We start from the raw sequence: 17,386 nt of genomic DNA on the forward strand, positions 1-17,386 counted from the left end.
CGTGCGCAACACCGTGTGCCGGCACCACCCGGATACATCTGTCGGCGTGCTTTCCCGTGTGCGAGACGCCGTACTGGACGGAACTCTCGGCCATGTCACCGTATTCACCGGTGAGACAGCCGCCGAAAACGACGAAACGGCCCCCTGGCCCGGCGTATTGCGACAGGTCGTGGCGGCCGAGGAGGAAGAGCGGTCGCGAGCGCTGACCGGGGCGCTGCGTGAAGGCGGCGGCAGTGTCCTTATTCTTGACTGTGCCTGTGACATCCGCGCCGGAGTTCTGCCGGCTTTCGCGAATCTGGGCACGGCGACCGCCCTGGTGACCGAGCGGGAAGATCTCGGAAGCCGGCTGTACGCCATGACCCGCCGGGAGGGAAAGCTCGCGCTGATCCTGGAAGGGCTCGCCACCAGCGGGGCCTTCGGCTACCTCGGAGCGCTGTTTCTGACCGAGCGGGACCGGGCGGCCCTGTGCGCGATCCTGGAAGAGAGCGGATTCCGGCTTCCCTGGCAGACGGTGGTCAGCCGGCTGGCACAGCGGACCCGTGTCCAGTGCGCGGCTCTGACCCGGGACGTCCATGGAAAGGACGTGGTCGTCGGAGGCTCCCTGGCGGGCGGCTCCCATGCCCGGACATATATCCGGCTCCATCCCGCGTCCGGGCGCCGCACGGTCCGCAAGGAGGCGGTGGGCGCCGGCTGCGGCAAGCTGACCGAGGAGATCGGCTGGCTGCACGGTCTCGAAGCGACCGCCGGCCGCCATTTCCCGGACGTCGTCGAATCCCGGATCGAGTCGCACGGGGTCTCGATGGATCTGGCCTACCACCATCTGCCCACGCTGCGGCGGCTGATTCTGGCCGGAGAGGTCGACGAGGAGGAGGCGGCCCGCTGGGCGCGCCGGACACTGGCCACGCTCAGACGCGATCTCTATCCGGTCGGGCACAGATCCGCGCCGGACGACTATGTGCGGCGCACCCATCTGGACCGTATCGAACGAAGGCTCGCGGAGACCGCGGCGGCACTGCCCGACCGGCGGCGGCTGTGGACCGCGGACACGGTGCGGGTGAACGGTGTTTCCTTACGCGGAGCCCAGCACCTGGTCACCGCCATGGCCAACGACGAGGAGGCACTGCGGATACTGACGCCGGAGCGGCTGGTCCGTACCCATGGCGACCCTCATTTCGACAACATCCTGATCGACCGGGACAACCACCGGTTCTTCCTGATCGATCCCCGAGGAAACTCCGGCTATGACATCGCCTACGACCTCGGAAAGATCTGGCACTCCGTCAACTCGCTGTACGACCTGATCCACGACGGCCATGTGCGGGTGGAGGCGGGCGACGACGAGATCGACTACACCTTCACCTCGCCGCGCCTGGTCGCTTTCTACCGCGGTGTGCGCGAACGGATCCACGCCTGGCTGCTGGCGACGGACTGGGCCCAGGGCGACGCTCACTGGCTGCTCAAGGTGCGCCTGGCGGAGGCCGCGCACATGTGCAGTGTCATGCCCTTCCACATAGTCCGCGACGCGCGGGAGACCGTCGCTCTGGCCTGCTACGCCCGCGGTCTCGAACTCCTCAACAGCCTGTACGAGGACCTGACGGCCGCGACCGCCACCGCCCGGGTGGCCTGACACGACGAGGGAAAGGAGGGGACGCGATGCGTGTTGTGCGCTCAGCGGACCTGACACCGGACCGGCGTCCGGACGGACGGACCGTGCTGTCTCTGCTCGACCTGCCGGTGGACGTGCCGGTCGACCGGGCGGCGGTTCTGCTCGTCGAGCACCCGGCCGGATTCACGGAGGAGAAGCACCTCCACCGGTATCTGTACGAGATCTTCTACTTCCTCGACGCCGCCGACTACTGGGTCAATGACATCCGGGTCCAGGTGCGCGCCGGTGACCTGCTGGTCCTGGAGCCGGGCGATTCGCACGGCGCGCTGCCGGTCCCGCACCCCGTCCGGCTGATCGTCTTTCATGTGCCCAAGGTGCCCGGTGACAAGGTGCCGGCGCCGGATCCCTCATGACGGCCCCGCGGGCCGTTCCTGGTGAGCAAGGTCCTTCACCGCGAGAAAAGACCACCGCGAGAAAAGACCACCGTGAGGAAAGAGGAGAACACCTGTGACGATCAAGGGCTGCATGTTTGACTTCTCGGGCACGCTGCTGCGGGTCGAGGCGACGGAGAACTGGCTCCGCGCGGTGCTGGACGACGCGTGCGTGCCCGTCACCGGCGCCGAAGTGGCCGAGTACGCGCAACGACTGGAGCGGCTGGGCGCGCTGCCCGGCGGGATCTCGCCGCAGGTGCTGCCGAGACATCTGGAGCAGCCCTGGGCGGAGCGCGACCTGACGCCTGAATGCCATCGCGCCGTGTACACGGGGCTGGCCAGACAGGCCGAGCTGCCATGGGGCGACGAGGTCTACGACACCCTGTACGCCCGCCATATGACACCGGCCGCGTGGAATCCGTACCCGGACACGGCCGAGGTCCTCCGCGAACTGCGGCAGCGCGGAATCCCGGTGGCGGTGGTGAGCAACATCGGCTGGGATCTGCGGCCGGTCTTCCGCGCGTACGGACTCGACGTCCTGGTGGACGCGTTTGTGCTCAGCTATGAGCACGGAGTCCAGAAGCCCGATCCACGGCTGTTCCGGACGGCCTGTGAGCTGCTCGGGCTGCCGCCGGAGCAGGTGGCCATGGTCGGAGACGACCGCCGGGCGGACACCGGCGCCGCGGCGCTGGGCTGCCCGGTCCATCTCGTCGACCATCTGCCGGTGGACCAGCGCCCCGGCGCCCTGCTGCCGGTGCTCGACCTGGTCGGCTGACCCGCGCGGGGGCCGGCCCCCGGCCGGCCTGAAACCGCCGGCGCCGCCGTGCCGGGGCCGTGGGCATCCCACCGGCCCCGGCACGGCGCGCGTGCGCCGGTCCGCGAAGGACCGGCCCACGACAGCGCCCTGTCAGCCGCCGTACGCGCCGGAGGCCGTCAGCCGCAGCGCCGTGTCGATCAGCGGCACATGGCTGAACGCCTGCGGGAAGTTGCCCACCTGGCGCTGGAGCCGGGAGTCCCACTCCTCGGCCAGCAGCCCCAGATCGTTACGGAGACTGAGCAGCTTCTCGAAGAGCTTCCGGGCCTCGTCCACCCGTCCGATCATCGCCAGATCGTCGGCCAGCCAGAACGAGCAGGCCAGGAAGGCCCCCTCGTCGCCCTGGAGACCGTCGACACCCGCGTCCTCGCCGGAGGTCGGATAGCGCATGACGAACCCGTCCTCGGTGGACAGCTCCCGCTGGATCGCCTCGATCGTGCCGATGACCCGCTTGTCGTCCGGCGGCAGGAAGCCCATCTGCGGAATGAGCAGCAGGGACGCGTCCAGCTCCTTGGAGCCGTACGACTGCGTGAAGGTGTTCCGCTCCTTGTCGTAACCCTTCTCGCAGACATCGTGATGGATGTCGTCCCGCAGCTCGCGCCAGCGCTCCAGCGGCCCGTCGGCGTCCCCGGACTCGATCAGCTTGATCGTGCGGTCCACCGCGACCCATGCCATCACCTTGGAGTGCACGAAGTGCCTGCGCGGCCCGCGCACCTCCCAGATGCCCTCGTCCGGCTGGTCCCAGTGCTTCTCCAGGTAGCGGATCAGCTTGAGCTGGAGGACCGAGGCGTAATCGTTACGGGCCAGGCCGGTCATATGGGCCAGATGCAGAGCCTCGGTGACCTCGCCGTACACATCGAGCTGGAGCTGGTGCGCCGCCCCGTTGCCGACCCGGACGGGACCCGACTGCTCATAGCCGGGCAGCCAGTCCAGCTCCGCCTCGCCGAGCTCCCGCTCACCGGCGATGCCGTACATGATCTGGAGGTTCTCCGGGTCGCCGGCCACCGCGCGCAGCAGCCACTCGCGCCAGGCGCGGGCCTCCTCGCGGTAGCCGGTGCGCAGCAGCGAGGAGAGCGTGATCGCCGCGTCGCGCAGCCAGGTGTAGCGGTAGTCCCAGTTCCGTACGCCGCCGATCTCCTCCGGCAGCGAGGTCGTCGGCGCGGCGACGATGCCGCCCGTCGGCGCGTAGGTCAGGGCCTTGAGGGTGATCAGCGAACGGACCACGGCCTCCCGGTAAGGGCCGTGATACGTACAGTGCTCGACCCATTCACGCCAAAAATCGGACGTGGCTTCGAGCGAACCCTCGGGATCGGGCAAAGCGGGCGGTTCCCGGTGCGAGGGCTCCCAGCTGATGGTGAAGGCGATCCGGTCGCCCGGTGCCACGGTGAAGTCGGAGTACGTGGTGAGGTCCTTGCCGTACGTCTCCGCGGTGGTGTCCAGCCAGACCGAATCCGGTCCCGCGACGGCCACCGTGCGGTTGCCGACCTTGTGGACCCACGGCACCACGCGTCCGTAGCTGAAGCGCATCCGCAGCGAGGAGCGCATCGGCACCCGTCCGCTGATGCCCTCCACGATCCGGATGAGCTGCGGAGCGCCGTCACGCGGCGGCATGAAATCGGTCACTCTGACCGTGCCGCGTGGCGTGTCCCACTCCGATTCCAGAATCAGCGAATCTCCGCGATAGCGGCGCCGTGAGGACGGCGGCGGCGCGGAGCCCGCGGGATGCGCGGGCCCGAGCCGCCAGAAACCGTGTTCATCGGTGCCGAGCAGAGCCGCGAACACGGCATGCGAGTCGAAGCGGGGCAGGCACAGCCAGTCGACTGTGCCGTCCCGGCAGACCAGGGCGGCGGTCTGCATATCTCCGATGAGTGCGTAATCCTCGATGCGCCCGGCCACGTGCATCTCCAGTCGAACGGCCATGTCCGCCCCGCGGGGCGCTTACTGCGGTCAAGGGTCGTTGACGAGCTCTTTTTCCGGGAAATCGGGCGGGGTGGTGCCGTTTGCCGGCCGGACTCGGCAGCGAATGTCCGAGCAGGATACGACGCACTTCGGAGATCCGCGCCACGGTCTTGGCAACATCGGTCCGCCGAACGGGTGAGCCAAGGGTGACACAACGGAAAGGTGCGGTGACGCGTGGCCGGAAGCAGCCTCTCCGGGGCGCTGATACCCTGGTAGCCCGTGGACCGGTGGACTCCCTGCGACGCAACGGGGCCCCGAACCCGCAGCGACGGCGGACCCTTCACTTCTCCGACAGGGAAGCCGGCACGCACCTCAGACCGCGACCACGGGAGCCCCCTCTTGGCCATGCCGACCCGATCCTCGACATCCTCGACGACCAAGCACATCTTCGTCACCGGGGGTGTCGCATCCTCCCTCGGCAAGGGCCTGACCGCCTCCAGTCTGGGTGCGCTGCTCAAGGCGCGCGGTCTGCGGGTCACCATGCAGAAGCTCGACCCGTACCTGAACGTCGACCCCGGCACGATGAACCCGTTCCAGCACGGTGAGGTGTTCGTCACCAACGACGGCGCCGAGACCGATCTGGACATCGGGCACTACGAGCGCTTTCTCGACGTGGACCTCGACGGCTCCGCCAATGTCACCACCGGCCAGGTCTACTCGCAGGTCATCGCCAAGGAGCGGCGCGGCGAGTACCTGGGAGACACGGTTCAGGTCATTCCGCACATCACCAACGAGATCAAGCACCGGATCCGGCGGATGGCGACCGACGACGTCGATGTCGTCATCACCGAGGTCGGCGGGACGGTCGGCGACATCGAGTCGCTGCCCTTCCTGGAGACCGTCCGGCAGGTCCGCCACGAGGTGGGCCGCGACAACGTCTTCGTCGTGCACATCTCGCTGCTGCCGTACATCGGGCCGTCCGGCGAGCTGAAGACCAAGCCGACCCAGCACTCGGTCGCGGCCCTGCGGAACATCGGTATCCAGCCGGACGCGATCGTGCTGCGCGCCGACCGCGACGTGCCGCTTTCGATCAAGCGCAAGATCTCGCTGATGTGCGATGTCGACGAGGCCGCCGTGGTCGCCGCGATCGACGCCAAATCGATCTACGACATCCCCAAGGTGCTGCACACCGAGGGCCTGGACGCCTATGTCGTGCGCAAGCTGGACCTGCCCTTCCGCGATGTGGACTGGACGGTCTGGGACGACCTGCTGGACCGGGTCCACAATCCGGACCACGAGGTCACGGTCGCGCTGGTCGGCAAGTACATCGACCTGCCGGACGCGTATCTCTCGGTCACCGAGGCGATCCGCGCGGGCGGCTTCGCCAACAAGGCCCGCGTCACAGTGAAGTGGGTCACGTCGGACGACTGCAAGACCCCGGCGGGCGCCGCGAAGCAGCTCGGTGACGTCGACGCCGTCTGCATCCCCGGCGGCTTCGGTGAGCGCGGGGTGACCGGCAAGGTCGGCGCGATCCGGTACGCGCGGGAGAACAAGGTCCCGCTGCTCGGTCTCTGTCTGGGCCTGCAGTGCATTGTCATCGAGGCCGCGCGGAATCTCGCCGAGATCCCCGACGCCAACTCCACCGAGTTCGACTCGGGCACCGCGCACCCGGTGATCTCCACCATGGAGGAGCAGCTCGCCTATGTGGAGGGCGCGGGGGACCTGGGCGGCACGATGCGGCTCGGCCTCTACCCGGCCAAGCTCGCGGAGGGCTCGCTGGTGCGCGAGACGTACGACGAGCAGCCCTACGTCGAGGAGCGCCACCGCCACCGCTACGAGGTCAACAACGCCTACCGCGCGGAGCTGGAGAAGAAGGCCGGTCTGGTCTTCTCCGGCACCTCTCCCGACAACAAGCTGGTCGAGTACGTGGAGTATCCGCGCACCACGCATCCCTATCTGGTGGCCACCCAGGCCCACCCGGAGCTGCGTTCCCGGCCGACCCGGCCGCACCCGCTCTTCACGGGTCTGGTGAAGGCCGCGGTGGAGCGCCGTCGGGGCCAGTAGGGGGCGTCCACGGGGAGAATGGCCGCGCTCGGCCAAGCGATACGGTGGGAGCCGGGGCACGGGTCTTTCGAGGCCGGTGCCCCGGTTTCCGCGTTTGCGCTGCCATGTGGGAGGACGCTTTCATGATCATCAAGGACGCCCCCGAGGAATGGCGGGTCACCGCGACGTCGACGCCCTTCCGCGGCAACAAGACGAGTGTCCGTACGGATCATGTGGTCATGCCGGACGGGACGGTGCACTCCCGCGACTACCAGGTGCACCCCGGGTCGGTGGCGATCGTCGCGCTGGACGACGAGGACCGGGTCGTCGTGCTGCGCCAGTACCGCCACCCGGTGCGGCAGAAGCTCTGGGAGATCCCGGCCGGTCTGCTCGACGTACCGGGCGAGAACCCGCTGCACGCGGCGCAGCGCGAGCTGTACGAGGAAGCCCATGTGAAGGCGGAGGACTGGCGGGTGCTGGTCGATGTCTACCCGTCGCCCGGCGGCTCCGACGAGGCGGTGCGGATCTTTCTGGCCCGTGACCTCTCGGAGGCGGACGGCGAGCGCTTCGCGGTCTCCGAGGAGGAGGCCGACATGGAGCTGGCCCGGGTGAAGCTCGCGGAGCTGACCCGGGGTGTGCTCGCCGGTGAGCTGCACAACACCTGTCTCGCCGTGGGTGTCCTGGCGCTGACGGCGGTACTGGCGGGTGACGGGCTGGAGACGCTGCGGCCGGCGGACGCGCCGTGGCCCGCCCGGCCGTTCGAATCCTGAGCCGGTTCCCCGATCCGCCTGCGTCTCTCCGGCACCGTTCCGGGATCCTTCCCATGGGTCTCCAGCGATCGTCCCGTGGTCCTCTGGTCTGAAGTGGTCCTCTGGTCTGAAGAAAAGCTGATCCGATTGGGGGATTTACCGGCCGTGCTCTCCCGGTTTGGTCGCAGAGAGTGAACTACGCTCGAAGCGCCCGCGCGGAGACCCGCCGGGCTCGGCTCGTGCGCAGGACGGAGCGTGGCCCGTGACGGATCAGGCGGTGGACTTGAACGGCCCCGGCCGCGCGCGGGCGACGGGGCGGACGGCCGGTTCGGCGGAGGCGCAGAAGGACCAGGAGGGCGCGCCGGGCGAGGCGCCAACCGCCCTGGAAGAGGGCGGTTCTGACGGGCCGTCGAAGAGGCGGTGGCGCTGGGCCAGGCCGGCCAGGCGGAAGCAGTCGGCGGGGGATCCGGAGACGCGGGACCCGGCCGGGGCGACGGCCCCGGAGGGGGCGGAGGACACGGAAACCGGCGGGGACGACGCGGACGGCTCCGGACCGGGCCGCGTCACGGAGGGTGGTGACGCGGCGATCTCGGGATCGCAGGGTGCCGACACCGCTCGGAAGACCACCGCCCGCGCCGACGCGGCGCGGGGAGCGGAGAAGGACGCGGCGAAGCCGCCCGGCGGCACGAGCGGTGACCACGGAGACACCGCCGCCGCCGAGCGGACCGAGGGGCCGGGGGTGCGTGGTGTGCCCTCGGGGGGAGCGGACGGCGCGCAGGCGCCGCGGGGAGATACCGGGGACATGAACGGGTCGGTGGCGCGGGACGCGGACGGGATTCCCGGGGAATCCCGCTCCGCCGCGGCGGCCGGTGCGCCGGGGGGCACCAGCGGCCCGGCGGCGCACGGCGGAGACACGGCAGCACCTGACGCCGGGGCGGGGCCGGGCGGCGAAGACGGTCCTCCGGCGGGACACGCGCCGGGGCCGGGCCCCCTGGCCGGACGCTCCGACGGCACGGCCGGTGAGTCCGCCGGCCCCCGGGCCGGATCCGGCGGGCAGGACGGCGCCCCGGTGGCGGGAAGCCCGGCCGCTGACCCGGCCGCGACCACCCCCGGCGTCCCGCCACGGCCCCCGGCCGGACGGCCCTCGCTCACCCGGCCCTCGGCCACCAGGCCGCCCCGGTCACCCGCGCGGCGCGCGGACACCCGGCCGGTCCCGAGCCGGGCGCGCCCCGCGCACGAGGGCCGGTTCTTCGGCCGGGAGCGCGAGCTCAAGGCCCTGCTCGGGGACATGGAGCGGGCCGGGCTCAACACGATCTCCGGGCGCAAGGAACCCCGCGCCCGGGTGCTGCTGATCGCCGGACGCCCCGGCGCCGGACGTACCGCGCTGGCCGTGGAACTCGCCGGGCAGCTCGGGGACGGCTATCCGGACGGGATCGTACGGACCCGGCTGACCGAGCCCGGCGGCGAGCGGGTGCCCACCGAGCGCACCGCCCGGGAGATCCTGGGCGTGTTCGACATCGCCACCCCGCCCGGCGCCGACGAGGACGAGCTGTCCCAGATGGTGCGCGAGGCGCTGGCCGTACGTCGGGTGCTGCTGCTCCTCGACGACGCCGCCGACGCGGAACAGGTCGATCCGCTCGTACCCGACAACCCGGACTGCCTGGTGGTCGCGGTCGCCCAGGGCCCGCTCACCGGCATCCCTGACGTGCGCCCCTGCACCCTCGGCGGCATGGACGTCAAGGCCGCCGTCGAACTGCTCACCCAGTACACCGGCGCCGTGCGGATCACCGTCGATCCGCAGGCCGCCGAATCCCTCGCCGAGGAGTGCGGCGGCCAGCCCGCCGCGCTCGTTCTGGCCGGGGGGTGGCTGGCGGCCCGCCCCACCGCTTCGGTCGCCGACGCGGCCAGGCGGCTGCGGGCCCTGCCGCACGACTCCGAACGCCCCCTGGGCGAGCGGCCGCTGGCCCGGTCCTTCCGGCTGGTCTACGAGAGCCTGCCCGCGCCCGCCGCCCGGACACTGCGACTGCTGGCTCTCGCTCCGGCCGGTCTCGCCGACGCGCACACGGCCTCGGCGCTGGCGGGCTGCACGGTCTCGGCCGCCCGGAAGACCCTGGACGACTTCACCGCCCTGGGGCTGCTCCGGGCCGCCGGCGACCAGTACGGGGTGCCCGGCTGTCTGGTGCCGCTGCTGCGCGACCTCGTCGAGGAGAAGGACCGCCCCGGCGAGGTGCAGCTCGCCCGCGCCCGGATGCTGGAGCGGACCGTACGGCTGCTCCAGTCCTGCCGTGCGGTCACCGAGCCCGACGGCTCCCCGGCCCGCAGGAAACTGGCCGGGCTGCCCCGCGCGCTGCGCTTCCCGAACGCCGCGGCCGCCGCCGAGTGGCTGCGACTGCGGCAGCCCGCCCTGCTGGCGTCCGCCCGGCTCGCGGTCGCCGACGGCGAACTGGACACCCTGGCCCGCCGGCTGGTGGCCGCGCTGGTCCGCGCGCTGGCCGCGCACCGGGGCACCGAGGCCGCCGCGCCCGAGCTGTACGGGCTGCACCAGCTCGTCCTCGACATCGCCGCGCGGCGCGGGCTGCACCGCGAGCAGGCCGCCGCGCTGCTGAACATCGGTGATCTGGACGCGCAGACCGGCCGTACACAGGACGCGCTCGCCCGCTACCGGGCCGCGCTGGACGCCGGACGGGCCGCCAACGACTTCTACGCGACCGGCCGCGCGATGGAATCCGTCGGCGGCGCCTACCAGGACCTGGAGGAGTGGCAGCGGGCCGCCGACTGGTACGGCAGGGCGCTCGCGCAGCGGCAGAGCCGGGGCGAGCGGGCCGACGAGGCCAGGCTGTACGGCCGCCTCGGCACCGTCCACACCTACGCGGGCCGCTACGGCGAGGCGCTGCGCAACTGGCGGGCCGCCGTCGCGGGCTACCGCCGGCTGCGTGATCTGCCCAACCAGGCAAGGGCGTTGAGCGAGGCGGCGCGGGTCCAGGAGTACGCGGGCCGGCCGTACGAGTCGCTGCGCACCTGTCAGGAGGCGGTGGAGTGGGCCCGGCTGGCCGACGACGTACGGCTGCTGGCGGCGTTGCAGCTCCGACTGGCGGACACCCTGGACCGGCTCGGTGACCCCACGGCGGCCAGGCTGCATCGCAGTGCGGCGGAAAGAATCCTGGAAAAGGAGGGGCCTGCCTACGAAATCCGTAGCGGTTCGACCGAGGAATAATGCTTTGCAAGGCTAGACAGTGGGAAGTCCTTCATTAGACTGGCTCCGCGCCCTACTCGTGGCGTCTGCCCGTGCGCCCCGCCGCGCCCGGCCATATATGGGATTGCCCCGGAATCCCCTGAGCCAAGGACCGTGATCTGCCGTGTTGGTCGGTATCCCCCGCGAGGTCAAGAACAACGAGTTCCGGGTGGCCATCACCCCCGCCGGTGTGCACGAGCTGGTGCGCCACGGACATCAGGTCGTCGTCGAGCGGAACGCCGGCGCCGGCTCGTCGATCACGGACGACGAGTACACCGCCGCGGGCGCGCGGATCCTGCCCACCGCCGACGAGGTCTGGGCCGCCGCGGAGCTGCTGCTGAAGGTCAAGGAACCGATCGCCGAGGAGTACCACCGGCTGCGCAAGGGCCAGACGCTCTTCACCTATCTGCATCTCGCCGCGTCCCGCGCGTGCACGGACGCCCTGCTGGACTCGGGCACCACCGCCATCGCCTACGAGACCGTCGAGACCGCGAACCGCGCGCTGCCGCTGCTCGCCCCGATGTCCGAGGTGGCGGGCCGGCTGGCCCCGCAGGTCGGCGCGTACCACCTGATGCGCTCGGCCGGCGGCCGCGGTGTCCTGCCGGGGGGTGTCCCGGGTACGGCGGCCGGCCGGGCCGTCGTCATCGGCGGCGGTGTCTCCGGCTGGCACGCCACCCAGATCGCTGTCGGCATGGGCTTCCATGTGACCCTGCTCGACCGTGACATCAGCAAGCTGCGCGAGGCCGACCGGATATTCGGCACCAAGGTCCGGACCATCGTCTCCAACGCCTTCGAACTGGAGAAGGCGGTTGTCGAGGCGGACCTCGTCGTCGGCGCGGTGCTCATCCCCGGCGCCAAGGCGCCGAAGCTGGTCACCAACGAGCTGGTCGCCACGATGAAGCCCGGAAGTGTACTTGTCGACATTGCGATTGATCAGGGCGGCTGCTTCGAGGATTCGCGCCCCACGACACACGCGGAGCCGACCTTCCCCGTCCACGGCTCGGTCTTCTACTGCGTGGCCAATATGCCGGGCGCGGTGCCCCACACCTCCACGTACGCGCTGACCAACGCCACGCTGCCGTACATCCTCGAACTCGCCGACCGGGGCTGGGCCGGCGCGCTGCGCCGGGATCCCGCTCTGGCCAAGGGGCTCAATGTCCATGAGGGCCAGGTGGTTTACCGTGAGGTCGCCGAGGCGCATGGACTGGATCACGCCGATTTGAGTGCGCTTCTGGACTGATGCGTCAACGCGCACCGTCAACTTCACGCCAACGGCCGGATCTTGCTGTGCGAGGTCCGGCCGGATGTGTGCCCGGCCGTGTCACCATGCCCCGCCAACTCACGCCGAACGTAACCTTTCCACCGATTCGCACACCGCGGAAACATGACCGCCATGCCTTGGTGAGAGGCTTGTGCGCCCTTGACAGAGAGGTGATCGGTTGCCGACACATCGGGCCGGGTCCGGCGGATTGTGTTGCTGCGAAGCGGTGACACGCCATAGAGTCGCCAACCGTCGGCATAGTGCCACGCTGACCTATCGATAAGTTTCCTGGTCACGTCCAAGGAGGTAAGACGACTTGTGAATGAGTCGACATTTACTCCCGGGGGTGGTCAACCAGGAATGCCTGCGAGGGGCCAGAGCCCGTCGTCCGGGTTCGAGGCTGTCGGCTCCGTCGCTGTCCGCACCTTCGCCACCCACCAGCACATGACGACAGCCCACCAGATGATGGACGGCCAACACGTGAACGCCATGGCCGGCAACGAGGGTGGCCGAGAGTCCACTCCATTCGCCGACTACGACGAAGTGCCCGAGGGGCACTTCTACGACCCCGACGCCGAGTACGAGCCCGACCCCGAGTACGCGGCCACTCTCGCCCCCGACGCAGCACGCCAGCGCCGCGAGCGGATCGGCCCGACCGGGCGTCCCCTGCCGTACTTCCCTATCCCGGGCCCGCTCACCGACCACGGCCCCGCGACGATCATCGCGATGTGCAACCAGAAGGGCGGCGTCGGCAAGACCACGTCGACCATCAATCTGGGTGCCGCGCTCGCGGAGTACGGCCGGCGCGTGCTGCTCGTCGACTTCGACCCCCAGGGCGCCCTGTCGGTCGGTCTCGGCGTCAATCCGATGGAGCTCGACCTCACGGTCTACAACCTGCTCATGGAGCGGGGCATGGCGGCCGACGAGGTCCTGCTGAAGACCGCGGTGCCCAACATGGACCTGCTGCCGAGCAATATCGACCTCTCGGCCGCGGAAGTGCAGCTCGTCAGCGAGGTCGCGCGCGAGTCCACGCTCCAGCGGGCGCTGAAGCCGCTGATGCAGGACTACGACTACATCGTGATCGACTGCCAGCCGTCGCTCGGTCTGCTGACCGTGAACGCGCTGACCGCCGCGCACAAGGTGATCGTGCCGCTGGAATGCGAGTTCTTCGCGCTGCGCGGGGTGGCCCTGCTGACGGAGACCATCGAGAAGGTCCAGGAGCGGCTCAACCCGGAGCTGGAGCTCGACGGCATCCTCGCGACGATGTACGACTCCCGTACGGTGCACAGCCGCGAGGTCCTCGCGCGCGTCGTCGAGGCGTTCGACGACCACGTGTACCACACGGTGATCGGGCGGACCGTGCGCTTCCCGGAGACCACGGTCGCCGGTGAGCCGATCACGACGTACGCCTCGAACTCCGTGGGCGCCGCCGCGTATCGCCAGCTCGCCAGGGAGGTGCTCGCCCGGTGTCACGCCGAGTGAGTCTGCCCGGGGCCGACGAGCTGTTCCGCACCACCGGGGGCACGGCGCTTCAGTCGTCGTCGCCCGCGGACCGGCGGCGGAACGCGAACGGCGAGCCCCGGGTGCCGCCCCCGGCGGGAGAGAGCGATCCGGCCGGCGAGACGGCGGGCGGCGCCCCGGCGGGCTCTCCGGCCTCCGCCGAGGAGCACTCCGCCGCGTCGGCGGACGCCGCGGAGTCACCCCGGAGCCGTACGGCCGACGCGGAGCAGGCAGCCGCCTCGGTGAAGGGCCGCCGGCCGCAGGAGGCCCCGTCCCCGGGCGCGGCGCAGGCCGCCGCGCAGCAGGGCGGCCAGCAGCGCCGCCGGGGCCGCGGTGCGAACCGCCGCCCCAGCGGGCGGGAACGGCACGACGAGAAGATCACGGTCTATGTCTCGGCCGAGGAACTGATGGACCTCGAACACGCACGGCTGGTACTGCGCGGCGAGCACGGTCTCGCCGTGGACCGCGGGCGGATCGTCCGCGAGGCGGTCGCCGTGGTCCTCGCGGACCTCGAATCACGCGGCGACGCCAGCATCCTCGTACGGCGCCTGCGCGGGCGCTGACGATAGCCTGCGCGGGCCGCACCCACCCTCCCCGCCTCCCAGGACCGCGATGCCCCCGCCTCCCGACCAGAACCGCACGCCTCGCCGCACCCTGGGCCGGGGCCCGGGAGCGGCGAGGCCCGCGGCGGCCGGCGGAGCGGAGGCGCCGGCGCGCCCCGGCCGGCCACCGGAGCAGGCCGGGACGGTGGCGACCGCGCCCGCCGGGGCCGTGCCGGCCGAGGCCCTGCTGGTCGAGGCCGTGCCGGTCTCTCCGGAGCCCGCGCCCGGGTCCGGTCCTGACGAATCCCTCCGGCCCGCACCCGCCGAGACCCCGGCGGCTGAACCGTCCTCACCGGCGGCGAGCGCCGGTCCCGCGGCGGCGGACGCGGACGGCGGGACCGGCGGTGAGCGGCACGCCGGTGAGGAGAGCGGCGACGGCCGGTTCACGGTGCGGCTCGCCAACTTCGAGGGCCCCTTCGACCTGCTGCTCCAGCTCATCTCGAAGCACAAGATGGATGTGACCGAGGTCGCACTCTCCAAGGTCACCGATGAGTTCATGGTGCACATCCGTGCCATGGGACCGGACTGGGACCTCGACCAGACCACGGAGTTCCTGGTGGTCGCGGCGACCCTGCTGGACCTCAAGGCCGCCCGGCTGCTGCCCGCCGCCGAGGTGGAGGACGAGGCGGACCTCGCCCTGCTCGAAGCGCGGGACCTGCTCTTCGCACGGCTGTTGCAGTACCGCGCCTACAAACAGGTCGCGGAGATCCTCAGCACGCGACTGGACGCCGAGGCCCGCAGATATCCCCGCACGGTCGGGCTGGAGCCCCAGCACGCCGAGTTGCTCCCCGAGGTCGTGATCAGCATCGGGCCCGAGGGCTTCGCCCGGCTCGCGGTGAAGGCGATGCAGCCGAAGCCCAGGCCGCAGGTGTACGTCGATCACATCCACGCGCCGCTCGTATCGGTGCGCGAGCAGGCGGCGCTGGTCGTCGCGATGCTGCGGCAGCGCGGCGAGACGAGCTTCCAGGAGCTCACCGAGGGCTCCGCCGACACCCTGACCGTCGTGGCACGCTTCCTGGCACTCCTGGAGCTCTACCGGGAGCGGGCCGTCTCCCTGGCCCAGGAGGAGGCCCTCGGGCCGCTGATGGTCCGCTGGACGGGCGGGGACGACGGCGCGGCGCCGGCTGTGAGCGACGAGTTCGACGGCGGGGACGGCCGGCCCGGCGGGACGGCTGACGGGACGAGCGAGGAGACGTCATGAGCGCCGAGCAGCGGAGCACGGGCACCGGCACGGTCGCGGAGCTCGACCTCAAGCCCGCGCTGGAGGCGGTCCTCATGGTCGTCGACGAGCCCGCGACCGAGGAGCACCTCGCCAAGGTCCTCGACCGTCCCCGCCGGGCCGTCGCGGACGCGCTGCGGGAACTGGCCGACGAGTACACCGTCCAGCGCCGGGGCTTCGAGCTGCGGCTGGTCGCCGGCGGCTGGCGGTTCTACACCCGGCCCGAGTACGCCGGGGCCGTCGAGAGCTTCGTCCTCGACGGCCAGCACGCCCGGCTGACCCAGGCGGCGCTGGAGACCCTCGCGGTCGTCGCGTACCGCCAGCCCGTGAGCCGTTCCCGGGTCTCGGCGGTACGGGGAGTCAACTGCGACGGGGTCATGCGCACCCTCCTCCAGCGCGGGCTGGTCGAGGAGGCGGGCGCGGAACACGAAACAGGTGCGATCCTGTACAGGACGACGAACTACTTCCTGGAACGGATGGGCCTGCGCGGCCTGGACGAGCTCCCGGAGCTCGCGCCCTTCCTCCCCGAGGCGGACGCGATCGAGGCCGAGACCCTGGAAGGTGTTCCGTCGTTCGATCCGGACGCACCGGACGCCCCGGACACCCACGTAGACGACAAGACGGACATTTAATGCGAAGTAGCGGCAGGAACAGCGGAAGCGGCAACCGGAGCGGCGGGAGCGGGAACGGAAGCGGCGGCAGGAGCGGCGGGAGCCGTGACTACCGGGGCTCCGGTGACGGAAGCGGCGGCCGGAGCAGCGGCGGCGGTGCCCGGAGCGGTGGCGCAGGCGGCAGCCGCGACTACCGCGGCTCCGGCGGTGGCCGGGACGAACAGCCGAAGCGCCCGTCCCGGCCCCGTCCCGAGGAGCGCCGTTACGACGTGGGCCGCTCCGGTCCCACCGGTGGTTCCGGCGCGTCCGGTGCTCCTGGCGGCTCGCGCCGCACCGGTGGTTCCGGCGAGTCCTCCGGCGACGGCGCACGCCAGGGCGGCGCCCGTGGCGCCGCGGCCCGTGGCGGCGCCAAGGGCGGCCCCAGGACCCCGCAGAGCGCGGGTGGCCGGGCCGGCGGCCCGCGCCGCGGCGGCCAGGGCGGCCCCGCCCGTCCCCGCGAGCTGGACGCCAAGATCGAGCAGCGCAACCGCGACCGGTACGCGGAGCGGCCCTCGGTCAAGACCCCGAGGACCAACCCCGGCGCCGAGGAGGAGGGCGAGCGCCTGCAGAAGGTCCTCGCCCGCGCCGGAATGGGTTCGCGCCGCGCCTGCGAGGAGCTGATCGAGCAGGCCCGCGTCGAGGTCAACGGCGAGGTCGTCCTGGAACAGGGCATGCGGGTCGATCCGGACAAGGACGAGATCAAGGTGGACGGGCTGACCGTCGCCACCCAGTCGTATCTCTTCTTCGCGCTCAACAAGCCGGCCGGTGTCGTCTCCACGATGGAGGACCCGGACGGCCGCCAGTCCCTCGGCGACTACGTCACCAACCGTGAGACCCGGCTCTTCCATGTCGGACGGCTCGACACCGAGACCGAGGGCATCATCCTGCTCACCAACCACGGTGAGCTGGCCCACCGCCTCACGCATCCCAAGTACGGCGTCAAGAAGATCTATCTGGCCGCGATCCAGGGCCCGCTCCCGCGTGATCTGGGCAAGCGACTCAAGGACGGCATCCAGTTGGAGGACGGCTACGCCAAGGCCGACCACTTCCGGGTCGTGGAGAACACCGGCAAGAACTACCTGGTGGAGGTCACCCTCCACGAGGGCCGCAAGCACATCGTCCGCCGCATGCTCGCCGAGGCGGGCTTCCCGGTCGACCGGCTCGTCCGGACGTCCTTCGGGCCGATCCCGCTGGGCGACCAGAAGTCCGGCTGGCTGCGCCGTCTCACCAACACCGAGGTCGGCATGCTGATGCGGGAGGTCGGGCTCTAAGGATCTCAACCGGCCGACCGGGCCGGAAGAAGAAAGCCCGCGGCCCGATGGCCGCGGGCTTTCCCCTTGTGGGGCACGCGCGTTCGCCTTTATAGTCAGTATGACTATT

13 protein-coding genes are annotated in these 17,386 nt (G+C 71.1%); 12 read left to right on the forward strand and 1 reads right to left on the reverse strand.

Annotated features, from left to right (window positions below):
• Positions 1-58 precede the first annotated feature (58 nt).
• The 3 genes from ABZ707_RS31935 to ABZ707_RS31945 all read left to right on the forward strand — a co-directional run bounded on the left by ABZ707_RS31935 (position 59) and on the right by ABZ707_RS31945 (position 2,812).
• A complete protein-coding gene (locus tag ABZ707_RS31935; RefSeq protein ID WP_360181906.1) occupies positions 59-1,627 on the forward strand; it encodes a phosphotransferase in 1,569 nt (522 codons plus the stop codon).
• Positions 1,628-1,653: 26 nt separating this feature from the next.
• The gene (locus ABZ707_RS31940; RefSeq protein ID WP_360181909.1) at positions 1,654-2,019 is read left to right on the forward strand and encodes a hypothetical protein; all 366 of its coding nucleotides are present in this window, start codon (positions 1,654-1,656) and stop codon (positions 2,017-2,019) included.
• 94 nt (positions 2,020-2,113) lie between these two features.
• Positions 2,114-2,812, forward strand: a complete 699-nt coding sequence (locus ABZ707_RS31945) for an HAD-IA family hydrolase (protein ID WP_360181912.1) — start codon at positions 2,114-2,116, stop codon at positions 2,810-2,812.
• Positions 2,813-2,944: 132 nt separating this feature from the next.
• Here the strand turns inward: ABZ707_RS31945 and ABZ707_RS31950 are convergent, their stop codons facing one another.
• Positions 2,945-4,771 carry a glycoside hydrolase family 15 protein gene (locus tag ABZ707_RS31950; protein ID WP_360181915.1) on the reverse strand — a complete coding sequence of 609 codons (1,827 nt, stop codon included), beginning with the start codon at positions 4,769-4,771 and terminating at the stop codon, positions 2,945-2,947.
• Positions 4,772-5,155: 384 nt separating this feature from the next.
• On the opposite strand from ABZ707_RS31950, the gene ABZ707_RS31955 reads away from it, so the two are divergent.
• The 9 genes from ABZ707_RS31955 to ABZ707_RS31995 all read left to right on the forward strand — a co-directional run bounded on the left by ABZ707_RS31955 (position 5,156) and on the right by ABZ707_RS31995 (position 17,277).
• Complete coding sequence (locus ABZ707_RS31955) at positions 5,156-6,814, forward strand: CTP synthase (protein WP_360181918.1); 1,659 nt, start codon at positions 5,156-5,158, stop codon at positions 6,812-6,814.
• A gap of 122 nt (positions 6,815-6,936) precedes the next feature.
• Positions 6,937-7,563 carry an NUDIX hydrolase gene (locus ABZ707_RS31960; RefSeq protein ID WP_360181921.1) on the forward strand — a complete coding sequence of 209 codons (627 nt, stop codon included), beginning with the start codon at positions 6,937-6,939 and terminating at the stop codon, positions 7,561-7,563.
• Positions 7,564-8,611: 1,048 nt separating this feature from the next.
• Positions 8,612-10,756, forward strand: coding sequence for a tetratricopeptide repeat protein (locus tag ABZ707_RS31965; protein ID WP_360181970.1), 2,145 nt, complete (start codon positions 8,612-8,614; stop codon positions 10,754-10,756).
• 142 nt (positions 10,757-10,898) lie between these two features.
• Entirely contained in the window at positions 10,899-12,014 is a 1,116-nt protein-coding gene (gene ald, locus ABZ707_RS31970; RefSeq protein WP_360181924.1) for an alanine dehydrogenase, read from the forward strand.
• A gap of 381 nt (positions 12,015-12,395) precedes the next feature.
• Positions 12,396-13,517, forward strand: a complete 1,122-nt coding sequence (locus ABZ707_RS31975; RefSeq protein ID WP_319679423.1) for a ParA family protein — start codon at positions 12,396-12,398, stop codon at positions 13,515-13,517.
• Complete coding sequence (locus tag ABZ707_RS31980; RefSeq protein WP_360181973.1) at positions 13,514-14,098, forward strand: hypothetical protein; 585 nt, start codon at positions 13,514-13,516, stop codon at positions 14,096-14,098. The genes ABZ707_RS31975 and ABZ707_RS31980 overlap by 4 nt, the downstream gene beginning before the upstream one ends.
• 49 nt (positions 14,099-14,147) lie before the next feature.
• Entirely contained in the window at positions 14,148-15,338 is a 1,191-nt protein-coding gene (locus ABZ707_RS31985; protein WP_360181928.1) for a ScpA family protein, read from the forward strand.
• Positions 15,335-15,988, forward strand: a complete 654-nt coding sequence (scpB, locus tag ABZ707_RS31990; protein ID WP_360181931.1) for an SMC-Scp complex subunit ScpB — start codon at positions 15,335-15,337, stop codon at positions 15,986-15,988. The genes ABZ707_RS31985 and scpB overlap by 4 nt, the downstream gene beginning before the upstream one ends.
• Positions 15,988-17,277, forward strand: coding sequence for a pseudouridine synthase (locus ABZ707_RS31995; RefSeq protein WP_360181934.1), 1,290 nt, complete (start codon positions 15,988-15,990; stop codon positions 17,275-17,277). Before scpB ends, ABZ707_RS31995 begins: the two co-directional genes overlap by 1 nt.
• Positions 17,278-17,386: the final 109 nt, after the last annotated feature.

The sequence above is a fragment of the Streptomyces sp. NPDC006923 genome (assembly GCF_040635655.1).
Classification (GTDB): domain Bacteria; phylum Actinomycetota; class Actinomycetes; order Streptomycetales; family Streptomycetaceae; genus Streptomyces.